General features: G+C 65.7%; 22 protein-coding genes. 13 read left to right on the top strand and 9 right to left on the bottom strand.

Translation table 11 applies throughout. The annotated features are described in order from the left end of the window. Window positions 1-48: 48 nt before the first annotated feature. Entirely contained in the window at window positions 49-1,572 is a 1,524-nt protein-coding gene (locus DND132_RS05260) for a glycosyltransferase family protein (RefSeq protein WP_041915704.1), read from the bottom strand. Between the two features lie 69 nt (window positions 1,573-1,641). Here DND132_RS05260 and DND132_RS05255 point away from each other — a divergent pair, with 69 nt between their 5' ends. From DND132_RS05255 to ruvC, 3 genes are read left to right on the top strand one after another with little or no spacing between them, the layout of a single operon-like run. Next, the gene (locus DND132_RS05255) at window positions 1,642-2,241 is read left to right on the top strand and encodes an RlmE family RNA methyltransferase (RefSeq protein WP_014321668.1); all 600 of its coding nucleotides are present in this window, start codon (window positions 1,642-1,644) and stop codon (window positions 2,239-2,241) included. A gap of 53 nt (window positions 2,242-2,294) precedes the next feature. Then, window positions 2,295-3,041, top strand: a complete 747-nt coding sequence (locus DND132_RS05250; protein WP_014321667.1) for a YebC/PmpR family DNA-binding transcriptional regulator — start codon at window positions 2,295-2,297, stop codon at window positions 3,039-3,041. Window positions 3,042-3,046: 5 nt separating this feature from the next. After that, window positions 3,047-3,550, top strand: a complete 504-nt coding sequence (gene ruvC, locus DND132_RS05245; protein WP_014321666.1) for a crossover junction endodeoxyribonuclease RuvC — start codon at window positions 3,047-3,049, stop codon at window positions 3,548-3,550. A gap of 79 nt (window positions 3,551-3,629) precedes the next feature. On the opposite strand, the gene DND132_RS05240 is transcribed toward ruvC, so the two are convergent. Beyond that, on the bottom strand, window positions 3,630-4,130 hold the full coding sequence (locus DND132_RS05240) for a hypothetical protein (RefSeq protein WP_014321665.1): 501 nt from the start codon (window positions 4,128-4,130) through the stop codon (window positions 3,630-3,632). A 155-nt stretch (window positions 4,131-4,285) separates the two neighbouring features. Here DND132_RS05240 and ruvA point away from each other — a divergent pair, with 155 nt between their 5' ends. The 3 genes from ruvA to DND132_RS05225 all read left to right on the top strand — a co-directional run bounded on the left by ruvA (window position 4,286) and on the right by DND132_RS05225 (window position 6,135). Further along, window positions 4,286-4,906, top strand: a complete 621-nt coding sequence (gene ruvA, locus DND132_RS05235; RefSeq protein ID WP_014321664.1) for a Holliday junction branch migration protein RuvA — start codon at window positions 4,286-4,288, stop codon at window positions 4,904-4,906. Next, a complete protein-coding gene (gene ruvB, locus DND132_RS05230) occupies window positions 4,903-5,889 on the top strand; it encodes a Holliday junction branch migration DNA helicase RuvB (protein ID WP_014321663.1) in 987 nt (328 codons plus the stop codon). The genes ruvA and ruvB overlap by 4 nt, the downstream gene beginning before the upstream one ends. Before the next feature lie 90 nt (window positions 5,890-5,979). Continuing rightward, window positions 5,980-6,135: a rubredoxin gene (locus tag DND132_RS05225; RefSeq protein WP_014321662.1), complete on the top strand. Its 156-nt coding sequence runs from the start codon at window positions 5,980-5,982 to the stop codon at window positions 6,133-6,135. Between the two features lie 596 nt (window positions 6,136-6,731). Here the strand turns inward: DND132_RS05225 and DND132_RS05220 are convergent. The 3 genes from DND132_RS05220 to DND132_RS05210 are packed head-to-tail and all read right to left on the bottom strand — an operon-like array spanning window position 6,732 to window position 10,541. Further along, entirely contained in the window at window positions 6,732-7,628 is an 897-nt protein-coding gene (locus tag DND132_RS05220) for a CPBP family intramembrane glutamic endopeptidase (protein ID WP_014321661.1), read from the bottom strand. Continuing rightward, entirely contained in the window at window positions 7,621-8,793 is a 1,173-nt protein-coding gene (locus DND132_RS05215) for a class II aldolase/adducin family protein (RefSeq protein ID WP_014321660.1), read from the bottom strand. Before DND132_RS05215 ends, DND132_RS05220 begins: the two co-directional genes overlap by 8 nt. Continuing rightward, window positions 8,790-10,541: an aldehyde ferredoxin oxidoreductase family protein gene (locus tag DND132_RS05210; RefSeq protein WP_014321659.1), complete on the bottom strand. Its 1,752-nt coding sequence runs from the start codon at window positions 10,539-10,541 to the stop codon at window positions 8,790-8,792. The genes DND132_RS05215 and DND132_RS05210 overlap by 4 nt, the downstream gene beginning before the upstream one ends. Before the next feature lie 92 nt (window positions 10,542-10,633). On the opposite strand from DND132_RS05210, the gene DND132_RS05205 reads away from it, so the two are divergent. Next, the gene (locus DND132_RS05205) at window positions 10,634-11,161 is read left to right on the top strand and encodes a tetratricopeptide repeat protein (RefSeq protein ID WP_014321658.1); all 528 of its coding nucleotides are present in this window, start codon (window positions 10,634-10,636) and stop codon (window positions 11,159-11,161) included. A 78-nt stretch (window positions 11,162-11,239) separates the two neighbouring features. Here DND132_RS05205 and DND132_RS05200 read toward each other — a convergent pair whose 3' ends face one another. Beyond that, window positions 11,240-11,713, bottom strand: a complete 474-nt coding sequence (locus DND132_RS05200; protein WP_014321657.1) for a hypothetical protein — start codon at window positions 11,711-11,713, stop codon at window positions 11,240-11,242. 205 nt (window positions 11,714-11,918) lie between these two features. Between DND132_RS05200 and DND132_RS05195 the strand changes: the two genes are divergently transcribed. The 4 genes from DND132_RS05195 to DND132_RS05180 all read left to right on the top strand — a co-directional run bounded on the left by DND132_RS05195 (window position 11,919) and on the right by DND132_RS05180 (window position 14,643). After that, window positions 11,919-13,205, top strand: coding sequence for a DUF401 family protein (locus DND132_RS05195; protein WP_014321656.1), 1,287 nt, complete (start codon window positions 11,919-11,921; stop codon window positions 13,203-13,205). A 114-nt stretch (window positions 13,206-13,319) separates the two neighbouring features. Further along, a complete protein-coding gene (locus DND132_RS05190) occupies window positions 13,320-13,700 on the top strand; it encodes a hypothetical protein (protein WP_014321655.1) in 381 nt (126 codons plus the stop codon). A gap of 186 nt (window positions 13,701-13,886) precedes the next feature. Further along, the gene (locus DND132_RS05185) at window positions 13,887-14,252 is read left to right on the top strand and encodes a hypothetical protein (RefSeq protein WP_014321654.1); all 366 of its coding nucleotides are present in this window, start codon (window positions 13,887-13,889) and stop codon (window positions 14,250-14,252) included. 25 nt (window positions 14,253-14,277) lie between these two features. Next, on the top strand, window positions 14,278-14,643 hold the full coding sequence (locus DND132_RS05180; protein WP_014321653.1) for a hypothetical protein: 366 nt from the start codon (window positions 14,278-14,280) through the stop codon (window positions 14,641-14,643). A 553-nt stretch (window positions 14,644-15,196) separates the two neighbouring features. On the opposite strand, the gene DND132_RS05175 is transcribed toward DND132_RS05180, so the two are convergent. Then, the gene (locus DND132_RS05175; RefSeq protein WP_014321652.1) at window positions 15,197-16,126 is read right to left on the bottom strand and encodes a 4Fe-4S binding protein; all 930 of its coding nucleotides are present in this window, start codon (window positions 16,124-16,126) and stop codon (window positions 15,197-15,199) included. 125 nt (window positions 16,127-16,251) lie between these two features. On the opposite strand from DND132_RS05175, the gene DND132_RS17530 reads away from it, so the two are divergent. Continuing rightward, the gene (locus DND132_RS17530; RefSeq protein ID WP_014321651.1) at window positions 16,252-16,671 is read left to right on the top strand and encodes a YidH family protein; all 420 of its coding nucleotides are present in this window, start codon (window positions 16,252-16,254) and stop codon (window positions 16,669-16,671) included. A gap of 6 nt (window positions 16,672-16,677) precedes the next feature. Then, a complete protein-coding gene (locus DND132_RS05165; RefSeq protein ID WP_014321650.1) occupies window positions 16,678-17,616 on the top strand; it encodes a DMT family transporter in 939 nt (312 codons plus the stop codon). Window positions 17,617-17,632: 16 nt separating this feature from the next. Here DND132_RS05165 and DND132_RS05160 read toward each other — a convergent pair whose 3' ends face one another. Continuing rightward, a complete protein-coding gene (locus tag DND132_RS05160; protein ID WP_014321649.1) occupies window positions 17,633-18,685 on the bottom strand; it encodes an ABC transporter ATP-binding protein in 1,053 nt (350 codons plus the stop codon). Continuing rightward, entirely contained in the window at window positions 18,682-19,509 is an 828-nt protein-coding gene (locus tag DND132_RS05155) for an ABC transporter permease (protein WP_238528330.1), read from the bottom strand. The genes DND132_RS05160 and DND132_RS05155 overlap by 4 nt, the downstream gene beginning before the upstream one ends.

Genomic DNA, 19,509 nt, shown 5'->3' with positions numbered 1-19,509 from the left:
GCGTTGTTACCGCTTTTCGAGAGGAAGCTCAAGTGGTTTTGAACGAGATTATAAATTCAGTGCCTTGAGCACCGCTTCCACCCGGTTGCGGTAGGTGTGGTCGCGGCGGATGCAGTCCTGCCAGGCGCGGCGAAGGTCGCGTTTTTCCGGGGTTTCCTCGCGGTGACGGATGACCAGGTCGTGGATTTCGCCGGGCCGGGCGTAGGCGATGGGCTCGACCAGTTCGTCCGGGAAGATGCCCAGGCCCGGATGGGTGTCGGTCAGCAGGAAGCCGCCCGCGCACCAGACGTCGAAGTTGCGCTGGTTCAGCCCGGCCGGGAGCTGCATGCCCGTGACGTTGAGGACCACCCCGGCCGCGCGGTACAGGGCGGGCAGGTGGGCGTAGTAGTCCACCACCGGGCGCACATCCGCGTCCGGGGTGTCCAGGTCCTTCCAGCCGTCGTCGCCGAAGATGGTGATCCGGCCCACCGCGTTCAGGCAGCGGCGCTTCCACACCCCGGAGGCGAACTCCGCGCCCGCGCCCACGGCCCGCACCGCGTTGCCCGGCCAGAGCGGGGCCACGCCCAGCCGGTCCCGCCACCAGTGGTAGTCGAACCGGGTCGGCCCGCTCGCGTCCACAACCAGCGCGGCCGCGTCCTCGGGCACGGTGATCCCCGCGAAGAACTTGTCCCGGTCGGGGAACCGGGAGCGGCCCACGAAGATCAGCCCGCCCTCGATGCCTTGGGCGTGGTCCGGCAGCGTGCCGCCGCTCTCGAACAGGGCCGGGGAGGCGGCCAGGGGCAGGTGCGTGACCCGCCGCGCGCCGTTCTCGATGAGCGGGCCGATGAAGCTGTGGTCCGTGACGAACAGGTTCAGCTCCCGCCACGCTTCGGTCTTGATCCCGGTCAGTAGGTGGAAGGGGTTGTCCACCATCCAGACCGCCACCTTGGCCCCGGCCTCGCGCAGGATGGCCTGGCCCAGGCCGAAGTGGTCGAGCCCCCGGAAGTTGACCGAAAAAAAGAGGTCCGGCACGCCCTCCTGGAGATAACCGGGCAGGGTGCTGCCGGGGTGCTTGCCCAGGGATTCGTGGTCGATGCGGACCACCCGCCAGCCCGCGTCCGCAAAGGCCCGGGCCAGCTCCTCCACGAGCAGGGCGTCGTCGCCCACCGGCAGCCACACGGTGCGCTCAAGCCTCGGCCGCTGGCGGTCCTCCAGGGAGAGCCGGGCGGTCAGCGGGCCGTAAAAGGACGGGAAGGCCTTCTGCACCGGCAGGTAGCGGACCACGTGGGCGCGGCTCGACGCGGCGATGGTGAACGCTTCGGGGTCCATGGGCGCGAAATGGGCGGGCACGCGCTCGCGCCACCCCTCCACCTGGGCGATGAAGTCCGGGCTTTCCAGGTAGAAGAAGGTTTCGTCGTCGGGAAGATCAAACCATTCCGGGACCTTGTCCGGTTCCGGGCCGAGCCCGAGAAAGATCACCGGGGCGTCGTCCAGCTGCCGGTTGACCCGCCATTCGAACTGCGCCGCGTCCGCGGGCATGGACTTGGAAAGGCCGAGTTCATCCTGTATTGATATATGTCGGGGTCGGGGCACGTCGGTCTCTTGGCTTTTTCGGCGGATTCGGCTACTAAGCGCTCCACGCCGTTTTGACGGAGCGATACCATGAAACAATACCAGGACAAATACTTCAAACGGGCCAAAAAGGAAAACTACGCCGCCCGCTCGGTCTACAAGCTCAAGGAGATGGACAAGCGCTTCCAGATCTTCAAGAAAGGGCAGACCGTGCTGGACCTGGGCGCGGCCCCCGGCTCCTGGAGCCAGTTCGCCGGGGAGCGGGTGGGCCCGGAGGGGCACGTGCTCGGCGTGGACCTGCAGACCACCAAGCACTCCTTCGCCGGGAACATCACCTTCCTTCAGGCGGACGTGTTCTCGGATTCGCCGGAGCTGCTCGCGGCCGTGGAGCCCCTTGCGCCCTTCGACGTCATTATCAGCGACATGGCCCCCAAGACAACCGGAATCAAGTTCGCGGACCAGGCCAACTCGCTGGAGTTGTGTGAGCGGGCCTTCGAGGTGGCGCTCAAGTATTTGAAGAAAGGCGGCAGCTTCGCGGTGAAGATCTTCGAGGGCGGCGAGATCAACGACTACCGCGACGCCATCAGGCCGTACTTCGCCAGGATAAAGAATTTCAAACCGTACAGTTCCCGATCCGAGAGCAAGGAGATATTCATCGTTGCGCTTGGCTTTAAGGGCGTTGACGGGTAGAACATTGGACCGACCAGGAAAACATACCGATATCGGGAGATTCAGGAGGAAATATGTCCGGACACAGCAAATGGGCAAACATTCAGCATCGTAAGGGTCGTCAGGACGCCAAGAAGGCGAAATTTTTCACTAAAGCCGCCAAGGACATCATCCTGGCAGCCAAGGCGGGCGGCGGCAACCCCGACGACAACTCGACCCTGCGCCTGGCCATCCAGAAGGCCAAGGCCGTGAACCTGCCCAAGGACAGGATCGAGAACGCCATCAAGAAGGGCACCGGCGAACTGGCCGGCGGCGACCTGGCCGAGATTATGTACGAGGGCTACGGCCCCGGCGGCGTGGCCATGCTCGTGGAGGTGGCCACCGACAACAAGAACCGCACCGTGGCCGAAATCCGCCATGCCTTCTCCAAGCACGGCGGCAACATGGCCGACTCCGGCTCGGTGTCCTACATGTTCAGCCGCAAGGGCGTGATCGTCTTCACCAAGGACAAGTACACCGAGGACCAGCTCATGGAAGTGGGCCTGGAGGCGGGCGCCGAGGACATCATCGACGACGATGATTCCTTCACCGTGCACACCGCGCCCACGGACTTCATGGCCGTGCAGCAGGCCTTCACCGACGCGGGCATGGAGTTCGAGTCCGCCGAGTTCAACCAGGTCCCCGAGAACCTCGTCCCGGTGGACGTCTCCGTGGGCAAGAAGGTCATGAACCTGTTCGACGCCCTGGACGACAACGACGACACCCTGAACGTCTACATGAACGCCGACCTGCCGGACGACCTGTTCGACGAGGAAGACTAGGCCGCATGGCGGAAGGGCTGGTCGTCCTGGGGCTGGACCCCGGTACGCGGGTCACGGGTTACGGCATCGTCCGGGAGCTTTCGGGCAAGGCCGAACTCGTGGACACCGGCACCATCCGCACCCCGGTCCGGGAGGACATGGCCACCCGCATGGGGGTGCTCTTCAACCGCCTCCAGGAACTCATCCGGCTCCATGCACCGGCCGAGGCCGCCATCGAAAACGTGTTTGTTTCCAAGAACCCCTCGTCCGCCCTCAAACTGGGGCAGGCGAGGGGTGCCTGCATGGCCGCCTGCGCCGTGCACAACATCCCCATGGGCGAGTACGAGCCGTCCAAGGTCAAAAAGAACCTGGTCGGCCTGGGCAGCGCGCCCAAGTCCCAGGTGGCCTACATGGTCGCCCACTGCCTGGGCGTGAAGAAACCCGACTGGCCCGAGGACGCCTCCGACGCCCTGGCCATCGCCATCTGCCACCTGAACGAGCGGCGCATGCGTCGCCTGACCGGCGTCTGACCCGGGCCGCATCCGATCGCAAGGCGTGAAAAAAGGCCCGTCCGGCATTCCCGGGCGGGCCTTTTCGTGCCTGTCGGAGCTACTTCTTCTTGGGCTTCTTGTCCTTGTTCTTGCTCTTGCTCTTGCTCTGGGCCATGTCGTCGTCCGTGCCCTTGTTCTTGTTCTTGCCCTTGCCCACGCCGTGCATGCCGCATTCCTTGGCGATGCGGCCCCAGCCCATGCCCGAGTCGCGCATGGCCCGGATCTGGTCGCTGGTCTTGTTGCATTGCAGGGCGAGTTCGTTGACCTTGGCGTTGTCCAGGTCGGACTCGGCCTTGCGGTACCGGTCGCGGGCCCGGTCATAGTCCATCTGCGCCTCGCTCACTTCCTGCTGGGGGGCGTCCTTCCTGCCTCGAACGGCGTCGAGAATCCGTTTGGCCCGGGCCACTTCCTCGGAGGAGTCGGCGGCCTCCTGGACCACGGCCTCGCCCACCAGGGAGACGAGTTCGTCCTTGGTCAGGTCTTCGCCCTGGGCCAGGACCGGGGAGGCGGCCAGGATGAGCAGGGCTGCGGCCAGGAGGGAATATGCGAGTCTTTTCATGATGTCTTCCTTGTTGCGGGTTGAGACCGCCCGGACGGCGGCCGGATGGCGGAACATCCGTTATGAAGCATAGAATCGCGCCACCCTTTGGTCAAGGTGGATACCCTTTGAATTACGTCCACTATTCGGATAAAGTCACGTCACGGAGGCAATTCATGATCGGATACCTGCTGGGCGAACTGCTCTCGGCGGATGAAAAGGGGCTGGTCCTGCTCACCCCCGGCGGGGTGGGCTACGAGGTGGCCGCGCCCACGTCGGTCCTGGCCAAGCTGCCGGGCCGGGGTCAGGAGGTGCGCCTGTTCGTCCACACCCAGGTGGGCGAGAAGGCCATCGATCTGTTCGGCTTCCTGACCGCCGACGACCTGGACCTCTTCCGCACGCTCATCTCCCTCGACAAACTCGGTCCCAAGAAGGCCATGGCCATCCTGTCCATGTTCGACGCGGCCCATCTGCGCGAGATCGCCTTCCGCGAGGACGTGAACACCCTGTCCACGGTGCCGGGCATCGGGCCCAAGTCGGCCAAGCAGATTCTCTGGAATCTCAAGGACAAGGTGGACAAGCTCAAGCCCGTGACCGGGCGCGGCTCGGCCGCCGACCAGGGACGGCAGGGTCCGCAGGGCGAGTACCTGGACGCCCTTGCGGGCCTCAAGGGGTTGGGCTACGGTGAGGACGAGATTCGGCCTATGCTGATCGAAACCTTCGACGAAGAACCCGACCTCGACGCCGCCGGGGCCATCCGCGCGGTGCTCAAGAAAATCAACGCGGCACGTTCATGAGCAAATGCACCCTTCCCGAGGAAAACGTCCGGCCCAGGAAACTGTCCGATTTCATCGGCCAGGTGGACCTGCGCACCAACCTCGACGTCTTCATCCGGGCGGCGCGTGAGCGCGACCGCTCCCTGGACCACACCCTGTTCTACGGCAACCCCGGCCTGGGCAAGACCACCCTGGCCCGGATCATGGCCTCGGAGCTGGGTGTGAACATGGTCTCCACCTCGGGCCCGGTCATCGAGCGGTCCGGGGACCTGGCCGCCATCCTGACCAACCTGGAGCGCGGCGACATCCTGTTCATCGACGAGATCCACCGCATGCCGCCCACGGTCGAGGAGGTCCTGTACCCGGCCATGGAGGACTTCCAGATCGACCTGGTCATCGGCTCCGGGCCCGGCGCGCGCACGGTCAAGCTCGACCTCGAACCCTTCACCCTGGTGGGCGCGACCACCCGCCTCGGGCTGCTGACCTCGCCCCTGCGCGACCGCTTCGGCTGCATCTTCCGCATCGAGTTTTACTCCCCCGAGGAGCTGGGGCGCATCGTCGAGCGCAGCGCCGCCATCCTCGGCGTCAAGGTGGAGCCCGAGGGCGCCCTGGCCATCGGCCGCCGGGCGCGCGGCACCCCGCGCATCGCCAACCGGCTGCTCCGGCGCGTGCGCGACTACGCCCTGGTCCACGGTTCGGGCGTGGTCACCCGCGAACTGGCCGAGTCCTCCCTGGAACGCCTCGACGTGGACCAGTACGGCCTGGACAACATGGACCGCAAGATTCTGACCCTCATGGTCGAGCACTTCAACGGCGGTCCCGTGGGGCTGAAGACCATCGCCGCGGCCTGCGCCGAGGAGGTCCGGACCATCGAGGACATCTACGAGCCGTACCTCATCCAGTGCGGCTTCCTGAAGCGCACCCCGCGCGGCCGCGTGGCCACGGCCAAGGCCTACCAGCACCTCAAGATGCGCATGGAAGACGACCAGGCCACCCTTTTGTAATCGATACCCATTCCTGATAAAAAGGTTGTCACTCCGTCCCGTTTTGCTATAATGGGCTCAAATCCGTAATAAAAGATGGAGGAACCAGACATGGAAAAATGGGAATGCCCGTGCGGCTACGTGTACGACCCTGCGGAAGGCGATCCGGACAACAACATCCCCATCGGGACCAGGTTCGAGGATCTGCCCGACGACTGGGTCTGCCCCAAGTGCGGCGCGGAAAAGGAATATTTCGAAAAACTGTAAAAAAACCGTCACAGGCCATTGCATCACCGTCCGTTCGGGCGTATGGTTGCATCAAGTCAAAGGAAGTGTTTCCAGGTAACGCCAGACAAACTGCAAGATTCATCGAATCGGACAGCGTCACAAGGCAACCCGTAGACAACAGCAAAAGTCCTTTGGTAGAGGCCCGTTAGTCGGCAACCTCGTAATTTAACGCAAAAAAGGGCCCCCGAACGGGGCCCTTTTTTGCGTTAAATTACGGGTTGCCGGGGGGCGGCTTCCGATAGCGGGCCATCTGCACATTTTTTCCAGGGGGCTTTCATCCTCACGTAGACGGCTACGCTGCGGTGAAAGCCCCCTGGAAGAAAATGCGCAGCTGACCCACTCTCGAAAGCCTCGCATCGGACGGTCGCGGGGGAGAGAGCCGCTGTCGGGTGCTGCGCACCCGAATCGCTCCAATGAGAAAAAACAAGGGGTTCTGATCGGTATCGATTGGAGGCCCTTTTTGTGTTCGCACCCCGCGAAGCGGCGCCAAAAAGTTCTGGAGATTCTTAAGAACCTCTTCCAAGAGGTTCTTAAGCGGGTCCAGGGCAGCGCCCTGGCCGCCGGAGGCATCCCCGTTATCGGCGCAACCTGCGGAGGGCGGCGATGGTCAGGCAGGTGAGGGCGGTCCAGACGAGGACGCCGATCAGGCCCATGGCGCCGCCGAGCAGGGGGTGGGCGTCGGGGAACATCCACATCCAGATGCCGTAGCCCTGGGCATTGGCCGCGCCGTGGAGGAACCCGGCCAGGATGGAGGAGCGGTAGTGCAGGGTCATCTCGTTGAGGAACGCGCCGAAGGCGAGGCAGACGAGGCACATCATGACGATGCCCTGGACGGGCTGGCCGGGGTAGTTGAGGCCCGCCCAGATGAGCGGGGCGTGCCACAGGCCCCAGAGCAGGCCGAGGACGAGGTGGGCGGCGGGCTTGCCGAGCGGCATGAGCCGGGGCAGGAGGAAGCCGCGCCAGCCGAGTTCCTCGCCCAGGCCGAAGACGAAGTTGATCAGGGGGCCGAGGAAGATGGACAGGGGCAGCATGACCCGGAGGGCGGTTTCGCGGCCGATGTCCGTGCCGGACAGGGCGGACAGGGAGCGCAGGTCCGGGTCGAAGCCGGACAGCCCGGCCGCCCAGGTCAGGCCGTACATGACGGCGTAGGCCACGGGAATGAGGAGCAGGCCGAGGAAGTAGGGGCCGATGGACCCCATGCGCAGGGAAAGGGCCGGTACCAGGTCGCGCGGGGAGGTCCGCTCCGCGACCAGGGTCACGAGGAGGGCGGCCAGGCCGGGAATCCACATGACGCCCATGAGCCAGAAGGCGGGCGCGGCCCGGCTGACCAGGTCGTCGAAGCGCAGGCCGTCCGCGATGAGCGCGCCCTCCACGCCCCAGGTGGCTGCGAAGGTGATGAGGACGAAGGCCAGGACCGGGCCGGGCCGAAAATGGTCGGGAAGGCGGTCGGGAGCGGGGGCGGCATCAGGCATATTGGGCCAGCCTTTCGAAGTAGAGGTCCCGGCAGCGGTTCTCGATCTCGAGCAGCCGGGCGAAGGGGACGTTGAAGTCCGTCTTTCCGGCGGTGAACAGGCCGTGGCCGTGGACGATGGCCGCGCCGTTTCGGGCCATGGCGGGCGGCAGGGTGTGGCACAGCCCGGTGGGGCCGGTGCCGACCTCGCCCGGCACGATGGGCACGCCGTCCACGGTCCGGCACTCGGTGCAGTGGATGTGGCAGCGCCCCCGGTTGGGGCAGTCGTCGCGCTCGCAGTCCATGGACATGATCACCGTGAACCGGGGATGGCCGTGCAGGATGCAGTCGAAGTCCGCGCTGCGGTAGATGTCCTCGTGGGCGGTCAGCTCGCTGGACGCGGTCAGGCCGTTGGTGGTCGAGCCGTCCAGGGGGCACGGGTCGATGCATCCTTCGAGTTCGTCCAGGGAGCTGCCGGTCTGCGAGATGTGGACGGTCTCGCCCAGCCGGTAGGAGATATTGCCGAAAAAGGAGTCCACCAGACCGAAGCCCACCACCTGGCGGCCTGTTTCGGCCATGGCCGCGAGCACGGATTCCTCGTCAAGGAAGGGGCTGGTCATGAGCTGGGGCGGGGCCGTGCGCGGTTCGGGCAGGAGCCGGACCACGCGGGCGAAGGCCTCGGCGTAGCCGTCGTCCAGTTCGATGCGCCGGGCCCGGGCCAGGTAGTCGGAGAAGAAGAGCACGAAGGTGGCGAACACGGCCGAGGACACGGACACGAAGCCCTGCTCCGGGCTGACCGTGCCGCAGGCGGCCACGCCCCGGCCGGGGATCACGATGACCTTGCGCCGTTTGAGCTGCGCGGCCATGGCCTCGGCCGTGAAGTCCGCGCAGACCGGGATGTCGTGCAGGAAGGTCCGGGTCTCGGTGTCCTCGGGGCGGATGGCCTCGGGGTTGCGCGCGGCCAGGAAGTCCAGGATGGTCCGGTACGGCTCGGCCGGGCGGACGAAGACCAGGGAGTTGATGGACAGGCGCGAGAACAGCCCGGCCAGTTCGGCGGTGCGCGGGTCTTCGCGGTTCCAGACCAGGTCCGCGTCCAGGCCGCCGACCAGCGGCGCGTCCGGGCCCGTGGCCGGGGCCAGCCCCTGGGCGGCCAGCTTGGCCGCGTATTTTTCGCACAGCGTTTTCATCGGTCGAGCCCCAGCCGTTGCAGGGTTTCCATGGTGGGGTCGCCGTTCTCGTCCAGGCCGCGCACGACGTAGTAGTTGTGCCGGGCCTGGAGGAACGCCTCGCGGTCGATGGGCGGGACGGTCACGCCGCCGCCCGACCTGCCCGGTTCGGTGAAGAACCGCTCGGGCAGGTCGTCGTCCGAGGCGGTGAAGCCGTTTTCCGCGTTCATGCGCCGCTCGTTGACCGTGGTGCGCTCGCCCACTTCGAGCAGGGACTGGACCGACCAGTCGCGTCCCGTGACCGCGGTCATGGCCTTGGCGTACTCCTCGAGCCCGGCGGCCAGGAAGATCAGGCGGCAGGCGTTCATGGCGTCGCAGGCCGCGATGGCGTCCTCGGCCAGCTTGATGATCCGGGCCTTGCCGCTGAAGGTGAAGCGGTCGGTGGCCACGGGCTTGCGCAGGACCTCGTGGCTGATGGGGTAGGCGCGCTGGTGGCAGCCGCCCCGGGTGGACACGGCGTAGGCCAGGGCCAGGCCGTAGCCGCCGCGCGGGTCGAAGGCGGGCAGCTCCAGCCCCTTGACGGTCATGGCCGTCTCCGGTCTGCCGCAGGCCCGGGCCAGGTTGAGGGCGCCCAGGGCCAGGTCGCCGCCCTCGGCCATGGCCCGCAGGGTCGAGAGAAGGGTCTTGTCCGTGTAGTCCTTGCCGGTGATCTCGCGCAGGCAGGCCAGGGTGGACCCGGCCGAGATGGGGTCCAGGCCGAGCCGACCGCACAGGTCCACGCCCTCCATGGCCGCCTCGGGGTCGGCGTTGCCGATGAGGGCGGTGAAGTGGGCCATGGCCTCGAAGCCGGGCAGGCTGCGTCCGTCCCGGGCGATCTTGCGGCAATGGATGTGGCAGCCCAGGCAGCCGTGGTCGCGCGGCTTGTACAGCGCGGTCAGGGACGGGGCGTCGACCGCGCCGCCGTGCTCGAACCAGGTCTTGGTGAAATTGTCGGTGGGCAGCATGCGCCGGGAGTTGATCAGGTCAAACAGGGCGCCCGTGCCCCAGTGCGAAAATCCGTGGCGGCCCATGAGCACGGGCGAGGCCATGGTCAGGCGAATGATGGCCTCGCGCGCCTCGTCCAGGGCCTCGGGGTCGTGCACCCGGACCTGGCCGGAACCGCGCACGGTCAGGTACTTGAGGTTCTTGGCCGCCCAGACCAGGCCCAGGCCGCCGCGCACGCCGCCGTGGCGATGGTCCACGGCCACCGAGCCGAGGGGCGAGCCGTTCTCGGCCGCCGGGCCGATGCAGGCCAGGGAGGTGTCCTCGGGCAGCCGCTGCTCCAGCTCGTGCAGGACCGCGTCCGTGTCGCGGCCCCACAGGGAGGTCTCGACCACCCGCACCGTATCGTCGTCGATCTCGATGCCGCACGGCGTCTGGCTGCGCCCGGTGATGACCAGCCCGTCGTACCCGGCCTTTTTCAGCCGGGTGGGCAGGCCGCCGCCGATGGAGCCGTCGCACACGGTCCCGGTCAGGGGCGAGCGGGACACGATGGAGCCGCGCCCGGAGGTGGGCGATTCCGTGCCCGTCAGGGGGCCGGTGAACAGCAGGAGCGGCAGGTCCGGGTCGGTGTGGTCGCGGTCGGCGAAGGGGCTCAGGTAGTGCCCGGCCAGCCCCCGGCCGCCGATGAACCGTTCGTAAACGGCGTCGTCCGGGTGCTCGTCCGTGGCCGTGCCCGTGGTCAGGTCGATATGGAGGACCGTGCCGGTCCGGCCGAAGCATTCGCTCATGAACGGGAATCTTCCATGAACCGCCTGAAAAGGCAACCGGTTGCCGCCTTGACGATGCGCCCGAAACAGGTATTCTTCGGGCCGGAGGAATCATGGCCGAAAAGAAGATCGACAAATCCCGCCGCAATTTCCTGTTCGGGGCCGTGCGCCGCATCCGCAAGGAGGACGACCAGCCCGTGGCCTCCACCGCCGGCGGCATCGAGGTGGTCAAGGCCGCCAACGCGCTGTACGTGGACGAACAGTGGGAGGCGGCGCGCCTGAAATATAAGGAGTGCCTGGAGCAGGACAAGAACGACGCGGACGTGCGTTACCGCCTCGGGGTCTGCTCCTACCGGCTCGGCATGTACCGTCAGGCCAAGCTCGAATTCGAGCGCGCCCTGCGCATCGACCAGACCTACCAGGACGCCTTCCTCTACCTCGGCCTGACCCTGGTCCGTCTTGGCCGGTCCGAAAAGGCCCCGGCCGTGTGGTCGCGCTACTTCAACCCCACCGCCGTGAAGGTCATGCGCGAGCTGAACCTGCAACTGGGGCTCATCGAGACCCATCAGCCCGATCCGGACGAGGACATGGCCCTGGCCGTGGAAAAGGCCATCGCCGAGTCCGGCGACGCCGTGGGCTGAGTCTTCCCCTCCCGGACGCGAAAACGCCCCGTCACCATGTGGTGGCGGGGCGTTTTCGCGTCCGGGAGGGGGCGGCGGTCAGCAGTTGCCCTTGATCTCGTCGTCGCCCATCTGCTCGGCGATCCGGGCCATCTGGGCGCGGATGTAGCTGGCGGCCACGTCGCCCAGGTCGTCCCCGCCCGTGGCCCGCATGCCGTGCTGGCGCAGGTCCTCGTCGATCTGCTTTTCCATGCGCGCGGACTCCAGGAACATGACGTAGGCCAGGACCAGGGCCGCGTTGTTGTCGTCGGACCCGTCGCACAGAAGCTCGATGTTCCGGGTGTCCACGGTCTCCAGCAGCCGGTCGATGAACAGGGTGATCCACTTCTCGTACAGCTCGTGCATGATCGGCGGGATCAGGCTGGCGATCTGCTCCGAGGCGTTGCCCGCGGTGCCGGTCACGGCCATGAACTCGTTCAGGGCCTCAAGGCGGCGGGTTTCGTCCTGCTCCTCGACCTTGTTGATGATGACGGCGAAGATGTGGGCCCGTATCTGTTTCCTGTTCATGCTCATTGATCCATGTCTCCAATGGGTGATCGGCAGTGCGCGCGATCTACTGTGTAACGCAATGCGGCGGTCCGGGCAAGGGGCCGAATCTCTTTCCCGCCGACTCCGGTCCGGCCCGGACCATCGGCTTTTGCTTGCTTTTTCCCCGCGAAGGACGGAAGCTGGCCCGGTTCCCCACGCCGTCGGCCTCATACCCATAAGGATTTTTCCCATGGATTCGCTGTTCGTCACTCTCGCTCCCTTTCTCAAGGTCCTCTTTTCCTTTCTGCTCATGCTCGCGGGCATGCGCCTGCGCATCGGCCTGGGCCTGTCCATCCTCGTGGGCGGCGTGGTCATGGGGTTGCTCTTCGGCATGGGGCTGCTGCCCATTGCCACGACCGGAGCCCTGGCCCTGACCCAGGAGAAGTTCCTGTTCCTGGCGGCCATCGTCGGCCTCATCCTGATCCTGAGCGACGCCATGGAGCGGTCCGGCCAGTCTCGGCGGCTCATGGAGGCCCTGTCCGGCTTCCTGACCAGCCCGAGACTCCGCCTGGTCTTTTTTCCGGCCCTCATCGGGCTGCTGCCCATGCCCGGCGGCGCGGTCTTTTCCGCGCCCATGATCAAGACCGTGTCCGAGGACATGCACATCACCAACTCCGACAGGGCCGTGCTCAACTACTGGTTCCGCCACGTCTGGGAGCTGGTCTGGCCGCTCTATCCGGGCATCATCCTGACCCTGGCCCTGGCCAACCTCCAGATCATCGACCTCATCTCCTACACCTGGCCCGGCACCCCGCTCATGCTCCTGACCGGCTGGTTCTTCTTCCTGCGGCCCGGCGTGCTCGGGGCCAAGGACCTGGCCGTGCCCATGCCCGTGACCACCCGCAGCAAGTCCGCCGCCCTGCGCGAGGGGCTGCCCCTGCTCATCGCCATCGTCGGGGCCATCGGGCTGGAGACCTCCATCGCGGCCTTTGCCCGGTCCATTCCCTTCGAGTTCGGCGTGGTCGCCGCCCTGGCCTCCGCCGTGGTCTGCGTCATGGTCCAGAACACCCAGCTCGGCCTGAACTTCCTGCGCCAGGTGCTGACCAAGAGGTCCCTGTGGTCCATGATTTCCGTCATCACGGCCATTTTCATCTTCAAGGACATCCTCCAGGCCGCGGGCGTGGTCCAGGAGATGGCCCGCGTGGCGGGCGGCGAAGCGGCCCTGTTCGCCTCGGCCGCCTTCCTGCCGTTCCTGGTCGGCATGGTCGCGGGCATCAACGTGGCCTTCGTGGGCGCGACCTTCCCCCTGCTTCTGGGCGTGCTCCATTCGCTCGGCATGCAGGACCAGACCGTGCCCTACATCGTCCTGGCCACCTTCTGCGGCTTCACCGGGGTGATGATCTCGCCCATTCACATCTGTTTCATCCTGACCTGCGAATACTTCCAGTGCGACCTGGGCCGCACCTGGCGCAAGGTCGTGCCTCCGTGCCTGGTCTTCCTGGCCTCGGGCGTGGCCCTGTTCTTCCTCTACGTCTAGTCCCGCCGCATTCCCCGCACCGGATAATCTTGCCCGGTGCGGGGTTTTTATGTACACACGAGCCTTTGCCCGCGTCGGCATTCCAGCAACCCATCCGCTTTCGGGAGACCGTTCATGAGCCCATACGGCCGTATCTTTACCGAGGACACCCTGCAGACCATCTTTCCGCCCGAGCGCACCGAGGCCTTTTTCGAGGCCCTGTTCGGCGACGCCGAGGAGGGCAGCTACGATATCAGCCTGGCCTATGCCGGGAACCGGGGCCAGGCCCTGGACTTCGAACTCAAGCTCACGCAGCGCCCCGGCAAGTGCCTGGCCTGCAACCTGACCTACGGCCTGCCCAAGGTCTTTTCCCGCCACCCGGTCATCGACGTGAACGGTATCGCCCAGGCCGTGGCCCGGGCCGCCGGAGCCCCGTCCGCCGACTGGGAATTCGGCAACACCAGGGAAATCTCCCGCGAACTTCACGTCATCCCCCTGACCATCACCCTGGCCTGACGCCGGACAACGCAAGAAACAAAGCCGAATCGCGCATGTGCTCGCGATTCGGCTTTTTTTATCCTCTTGATCGGTTTAATTTTTTTCTAAAAATAACGTCCATTACAAATAAATCGGCCTGTGCTAACAGAATGCCGGGAGGCGATAGATCGCATATATCCACAGCAGTCAAGCGAGGCTTGTCGCATGCCGTATACATATGAAGTGCAGAAGACGGACGGTTACATCTTTCTGACTTCGTCGGGAGAGATCCGGTCGGAGGAAGACCTGGTCTCGCTGGGCCGGTCCATGAAGGACCTCGCCGCCCGGTTGGACTGTCGGCGATTCCTGATCGATGAACGGTCGGTCGACATGAAGATAGACCCGCTGACCCTGACGGAGTTCGCGGAGGGCAGGATCGACGAGCCCAGAAGCAACATGCGGGTGGCCGTCATCTATACTCCGGAAAATCTGTCCCGGTTGCATTGGATCGAAACGTTTCTCCAAAACCGCTGTATACCCTACAGGCAGTTCTCATCCTTTGAACAGGCGACGCAATGGCTTATGTCCTGATGCCCGCAGGAGTCCTGTAGCAACCATGCCGATACGATATCACTCGGAAGTCGAGGGCGACCACCTTCATGTGGTCATAGCGGGGTCGCTCTGTTCCGTGGAGGAAATGATATGTTACATAGACAGGATACACGACGACCTCGTGCTGGCCGGCCTGTGCCGGGTCCTCGCCGACGAAACGAACTGTCATGTCCACATGAATTTCGATGCGTTGAAGCATGCGCTCGATCAAATCCATGAACCGGAGGAGTTGCTGGTGGCCGGGCGGAAATCCGCCGTGGTCAGTTCAGGCATAAATCACGTCTTGTCCCGGCACATGCTCGACCCGATAGGCCCCATCAAGGTCTTCACCGATGAGGAGGCGGCCAGAAGGTGGCTCGCCGAGGTCTGACCGGCCACGGTTTTCGGATTTTCACCCCAAGGGCCCGAAGCTCCTTACTTTTCTCCCCAGAGCGATTCGGGTGCGCAGCACCCGACAGCGGCTCGCCGTCCCGCCCGGCGGCCCTGTCTACAGCGTCCCACCGACCCTCTTTCCCGCACCGTCCCAGCCCTGGAGCGGGCGTCTGGAAGCCGACCGCGAAGGGGCGGCGGCTCCTGTCCCGCCGAAACTCGGTTTGCCTTAAAAGGTGGCGTATCGCACCGGGAGACGCACTATACTTTTGATCAGATGGAGCCGCCCCGAGCGGATCGGATTCTTGCGAACGCTCCCCAGGCGGCCGCGTCCCCCGCAAGGCCATTTTTTTCGTCCATTTTTTTGGGCCGGCAAAAAAATGGACCCCGCCGGGAGGGCATGGAGCAATGTGCGGGCGCAGCCCGCACGACGGCTCTCGGAGGGTGGAGCGCAGCTCCATCCCGGCTCTCGCGCCGCAGGAGCGTGCTTCAGCGCAGCGCCGCAGGCGCTGTTCTTTGGAGTGAGGGGCCGCAGGCCCCAATGCGGCTCGGCTCTACGACAACCTGTCCACGAGAAGCGGCTCTCCCTTCTCGGGCGCCAGCCGCAATGAGATGGCGTCCTTCGAACACGACAAGGTACACACCCCGCAGCCCATGCACCGATCCTCGCGGACAAACGCCCCGTTCTTGTCGAAGCCGATGGCCTTGAACTGGCACTTCTGCGCGCAGGTGCCGCATTTGGTGCACAAATCCTGATCGACCTGGGCCAGATACCCCGAGGAACAGAGCATGGGAATGCCCATGGCGTGGGCCTTCATGGCTCCGCAGCAGCAGGCGCAGAAGTTGCAGATGGCGAAGAACCGGCCGAGGGCCACGTCCTTGAAAAAGGCGTGGGTCACGTGGCCGCGCGCCTGCTCGGCCCGGACGATGGCCAGGGCCTCGTCGGCGCTGATGGTCCGCGTCTTGTCCGGGTGGTGTTCGAGGATGAAGGAGGCGAAGGGGTCGCCCACGATCAGGCAGACGTCCAGGGGCGTGCACGGGTTCTTCATGCCCGCCCGGCAGGGGCACTCCATGAGGGTGATCCTTTCCGGGTTGTTCAGGATGATCTCGCGGGCGCGGGTATAGGGCAGGACGGTCTCCGGGAGCACGGTGTTCACCGGACGGTCCAGGCGGATGAGCTTGGTGGCCTCGTTCAGGGGCAGGGGCTTGCCGTGGTAGGCGTCGCTCCAGGTGGCCTTGGTCTGGTTCGGGTCGCCGGAGCGGTGGGCGTCGGTCTCGTTGAACGGGTGGACGCGGTCGATGATGAAGACCAGCGGCACCCACAACCAGCGCCACCAGGGATTCCTGTCCCCGGCCAGGCCGATGTAGTGGTAGCACCAGCGGGCGTAGACGTAGCCGTGGATGAAGTCGAACAGGGACAACCCCTTGTCCCGGCAGGCGCGGTAATAGTCGCGGGTGGATTGCTTGACGAAGGGGAGTTCCATGATCGGTTCCGGCCCGGTAAAAGTTCTAGGAATATGTCGATACTACCGGTTGGTTCGGTAAAGTCAACTTCATGACGGGCGACAAGCGGGCGGGATTCTGCTAGGGGGAGGGGCGGAGGAAACGGATGAGCGAGACCAACGACGACGTCACGGAACGGGAGCGGCTGGCCCTTGAGCGCAACGTGCTGGCCAGGGAGCGCAACGCCCTGGCCGTGAACCGCACGCGCCTGGCCAACCGGCGGACCTTTTTGGCCTGGTGCCGCACGGCCCTGGCCTTCATGACCTTCGGCTTCCTGCTTGAGAAGGTGGACGCCTTCGTGGCCTACCAGAAGCTGAGCGTGCCCGTCCGGGTGCTCACCGAGCTGGGCTGGCTGGGCAAGTTCGCCTTCGTGGGCGGCCCGGTGCTGGTCATCTTCGCGGGCTGGCGGTATTACCGGCTTGAAAAGGAGCTGGGCTTCGATTCCGGCGACCTCTACGTGGTCCCCGAACTGATCCTGTTCGGCGTGATCATGGCCAGCGCGATCATCTACCTGTTTCTCCCGTAGCCGTTCATGTTCCGCATCATCCTTCTCGGCGTGCTCGCCGCGCTCTTCTTTTCGTCCACCTTCGTGCTCAACCGGGCCATGAGCCTTGAGGGCGGGCACTGGGTCTGGTCCGCGTCCCTGCGTTATTTCTGGATGCTGGTCATGCTCCTGGGCTGGCTGGCGGCCACGGGCAAGGGGCGACTGGCCTCGGAGTCGCTGCGCCTGTTCGTCCGGCACTGGGCCTTCTGGACCGTGGCCGGGTCCATCGGCTTCGGGGTTTTTTACGCCCTGCTGACCTTCAGCTCGGTGTTCGCGCCGGGCTGGGTGGTGGCGGCCACCTGGCAGACGACCATCCTGGCCGCACCCCTGGTCCTGCTCGGTTTCGGGCGGCGGGTGCCGCTCAAGGCCCTGGCCCTGACCGTGCTCATCTTCGTGGGCGTGGTCCTGATCAACCTGGAGCAGGCCACACAATCCGGGCTGCGCGACGTGCTCTTCGGGGCTTTGCCCGTGCTCGTGGCGGCCTTCGCCTATCCCTTCGGCAACCAGCTGGTCTGGGAGGCGAGGCGGGGCGAGAAATCCTTCGTGCCGCACATCGACCATCCGGCCATGGACGATCCCTTCTGCCGGGTCCTGCTCCTGACCCTGGGCTCACTGCCCCTGTGGTTTGCGCTCATCGCCTTCACCGCGCCGCCGCCCCCGTCCACGGGGCAGCTCATCCAGACCGCCGTCGTGGCGGCCTGTTCGGGCGTGGTCGCCACTAGCCTGTTCCTGGTGGCCCGGCACACGGCCGGGTCCACGGCCGAGCTGGCCGCGGCCGACTGCACCCAGTCCATGGAGGTGGTTTTTTCCCTGGCGGGCGAGGCCATCCTGCTGGGACACGTCCTGCCCGGCCTCATGGGCTGGCTCGGCATCGGGCTGACCATGGGCGGGCTGATGCTCTACATCACCGTGCAGAGTCGGGGATAGGGCGGAAGGGCCGGACCTAGTCGTTCTCGGGCATGTGGTGGAGGTGTTCCCCGGCAAAGCCGAGGGTCACGGTGGAGCCGCTTTCCAGCCCCCGGCTGAGGACCATGTGTCGGTCCACCAGGGCGGTCAGGGTCTGGTCGCCGCAGTGGACCACGGCGGTCCAGGTGAACCCCTCGCGCTCCACCCGTTCCACGGTTCCCCGCAATATCCGCCAGCCCTCGGGAAAATCCCCGGCGCTTCCCACAAACACGTCCTCGGGCCGCAGGGCCGCGAACCCGGTCTGCCAGGCGGGCAGTTCGGGCAGTCCCTCGAAAGCGTGGCCCGCGAAGGTGCAGCAGCCCTGTGCGTAACGGGCCGGGAACACGTTGGTCATGCCCACGAAGGAGGCGGTGAACGGCGTGGCCGGGCGACGGAAGATGTTGGCCACCGTGTCCTGCTGGTGCAGGCGGCCGTCCTTGATGACCGCCCCGCGCTCGGCCAGGATCATGGCGTCGGCGAAGTCGTGGGTGACCATCAGGAAGGTCGTGCCCGTGGTCTCGTGCACGTGCTTGAGGGTCCGCCGGAGTTCGCCCCGGAACTGCGGGTCCAGGGAGGACAGGGGCTCGTCCAGCAGGATCACGTCCGGGCCGCAGGCCAGGGCGCGGGCCAGGGCCGTGCGTTGCTTCTCGCCGCCGGACAGGTGCTCGGGACGCCGGTTCTCCAGGCGCGACAACCCCAGGGTGTCGAGCAGCTCGCGGGCCTGGCGTCGGCCTTCCTCCTTGGCGATGCCGTGGTAGCGCTGGCCGTACATGACGTTTTGCAGCACGGTCAGGTGCGGAAACAGGGCGTGGTCCTGGTAGACCAGGCTGACGTTGCGCTCCTCCGGGGGCAGGCGGGTCACGTCGCGGCCGCCGACGCGCACGGTGCCGCCGCTGGGTTTGGTCAGTCCGGCCACGCTCTCCAGGACCAGGGTCTTGCCCGAGCCCGTGGAGCCCATCAGGGCGAAAAATTCCCCCCGCCGCACGTGCAGGGAGATATGGTCCAGGGTGAATCCCGGAAAACGGATGGTCAGGTCGGTCAGGCGGATCACGCGTTCTTCCCCTTGGGCAGCGACAGGGTCCTGAGCAGCAGGAAGAAGAGCATGCTGACCAGGATGAGGATGACGGCCACGGGCTGGGAATACTTGAGGCCGTAGGCCGTGAACCGCTCGTACATGAGCACCGGGGCGACCATGGGGTGGTAGGCCACGATGATGATGGCCCCGAACTCGGACAGGGCGCGGGCCATGCACATGATCATGCCGACCAGCATGTAGCGCCAGCACAGGGGCAGGGTGATGCGGAAAAAGGTGGCGCCCGCTCCGGCTCCCAGGGAGCGCGAGACGTTTTCGAGCCGCCGGGGGATGGACTCCATGCCCGACTTGGCCGCGTTGACGTAGAAGGGGATGCCCACGAAGACGAGCACGGCCACGATGCCCGTGGTCGTGCCCATGATTTCGATGCCCAAGGATTGCAGCAGGTTGCCGAACCACGTATTCGGGCTGGTCAGGCCGAGCAGGGCGATGCCCACCACCGGGTGGGGGATCATGATCGGCAGGTCCACCAGGCTCTCGACCACCTTCTTGCCGGGAAACTCGTTGCGCGCCAGCAGGAAGGCGAGCGGGGTGCCGAAGACAAAGGCGATGGCCGAGGCCGTGGCCGAGGTGGACATGGACAGCCAGACCGACTTCAGAACCTCGGTGTCGCCCAGGGTCTTGACGAAAATTTCCCAGGTGGGGCCCGCCAAGGTGGTCAGCATGGGGATGCCGATGAACAGCAGCACCAATGCCGCCGAGGCGAGCATCCACCCGTGGAATATGCGGCCGGGGAGGGACCGCATGAAGTCGTTCCCTCCCCGGATGGTCGTTTCAGGCAT

It is taken from the genome of Pseudodesulfovibrio mercurii, assembly GCF_000189295.2.
GTDB lineage: Bacteria > Desulfobacterota > Desulfovibrionia > Desulfovibrionales > Desulfovibrionaceae > Pseudodesulfovibrio > Pseudodesulfovibrio mercurii.
The sequence above is the reverse complement of the archived record's forward strand: the minus strand, read 5'-3'. Positions and strand labels throughout refer to the sequence as shown.

Excerpts from the sequence above, each read along its gene's own strand:
- DND132_RS05255 (WP_014321668.1), top strand. The coding sequence starts at position 1,642 with ATGAAACAATACCAGGACAAATACTTCAAACGGGCCAAAAAGGAAAAC.
- DND132_RS05250 (WP_014321667.1), top strand. The coding sequence starts at position 2,295 with ATGTCCGGACACAGCAAATGGGCAAACATTCAGCATCGTAAGGGTCGT.
- ruvC (WP_014321666.1), top strand. The coding sequence starts at position 3,047 with ATGGCGGAAGGGCTGGTCGTCCTGGGGCTGGACCCCGGTACGCGGGTC.
- DND132_RS05240 (WP_014321665.1), bottom strand. The coding sequence starts at position 4,130 with ATGAAAAGACTCGCATATTCCCTCCTGGCCGCAGCCCTGCTCATCCTG.
- ruvA (WP_014321664.1), top strand. The coding sequence starts at position 4,286 with ATGATCGGATACCTGCTGGGCGAACTGCTCTCGGCGGATGAAAAGGGG.
- ruvB (WP_014321663.1), top strand. The coding sequence starts at position 4,903 with ATGAGCAAATGCACCCTTCCCGAGGAAAACGTCCGGCCCAGGAAACTG.
- DND132_RS05225 (WP_014321662.1), top strand. The coding sequence starts at position 5,980 with ATGGAAAAATGGGAATGCCCGTGCGGCTACGTGTACGACCCTGCGGAA.
- DND132_RS05220 (WP_014321661.1), bottom strand. The coding sequence starts at position 7,628 with ATGCCTGATGCCGCCCCCGCTCCCGACCGCCTTCCCGACCATTTTCGG.
- DND132_RS05215 (WP_014321660.1), bottom strand. The coding sequence starts at position 8,793 with ATGAAAACGCTGTGCGAAAAATACGCGGCCAAGCTGGCCGCCCAGGGG.
- DND132_RS05210 (WP_014321659.1), bottom strand. The coding sequence starts at position 10,541 with ATGAGCGAATGCTTCGGCCGGACCGGCACGGTCCTCCATATCGACCTG.
- DND132_RS05205 (WP_014321658.1), top strand. The coding sequence starts at position 10,634 with ATGGCCGAAAAGAAGATCGACAAATCCCGCCGCAATTTCCTGTTCGGG.
- DND132_RS05200 (WP_014321657.1), bottom strand. The coding sequence starts at position 11,713 with ATGAGCATGAACAGGAAACAGATACGGGCCCACATCTTCGCCGTCATC.
- DND132_RS05195 (WP_014321656.1), top strand. The coding sequence starts at position 11,919 with ATGGATTCGCTGTTCGTCACTCTCGCTCCCTTTCTCAAGGTCCTCTTT.
- DND132_RS05190 (WP_014321655.1), top strand. The coding sequence starts at position 13,320 with ATGAGCCCATACGGCCGTATCTTTACCGAGGACACCCTGCAGACCATC.
- DND132_RS05185 (WP_014321654.1), top strand. The coding sequence starts at position 13,887 with ATGCCGTATACATATGAAGTGCAGAAGACGGACGGTTACATCTTTCTG.
- DND132_RS05180 (WP_014321653.1), top strand. The coding sequence starts at position 14,278 with ATGCCGATACGATATCACTCGGAAGTCGAGGGCGACCACCTTCATGTG.
- DND132_RS05175 (WP_014321652.1), bottom strand. The coding sequence starts at position 16,126 with ATGGAACTCCCCTTCGTCAAGCAATCCACCCGCGACTATTACCGCGCC.
- DND132_RS17530 (WP_014321651.1), top strand. The coding sequence starts at position 16,252 with ATGAGCGAGACCAACGACGACGTCACGGAACGGGAGCGGCTGGCCCTT.
- DND132_RS05165 (WP_014321650.1), top strand. The coding sequence starts at position 16,678 with ATGTTCCGCATCATCCTTCTCGGCGTGCTCGCCGCGCTCTTCTTTTCG.
- DND132_RS05155 (WP_238528330.1), bottom strand. The coding sequence starts at position 19,509 with ATGCCTGAAACGACCATCCGGGGAGGGAACGACTTCATGCGGTCCCTC.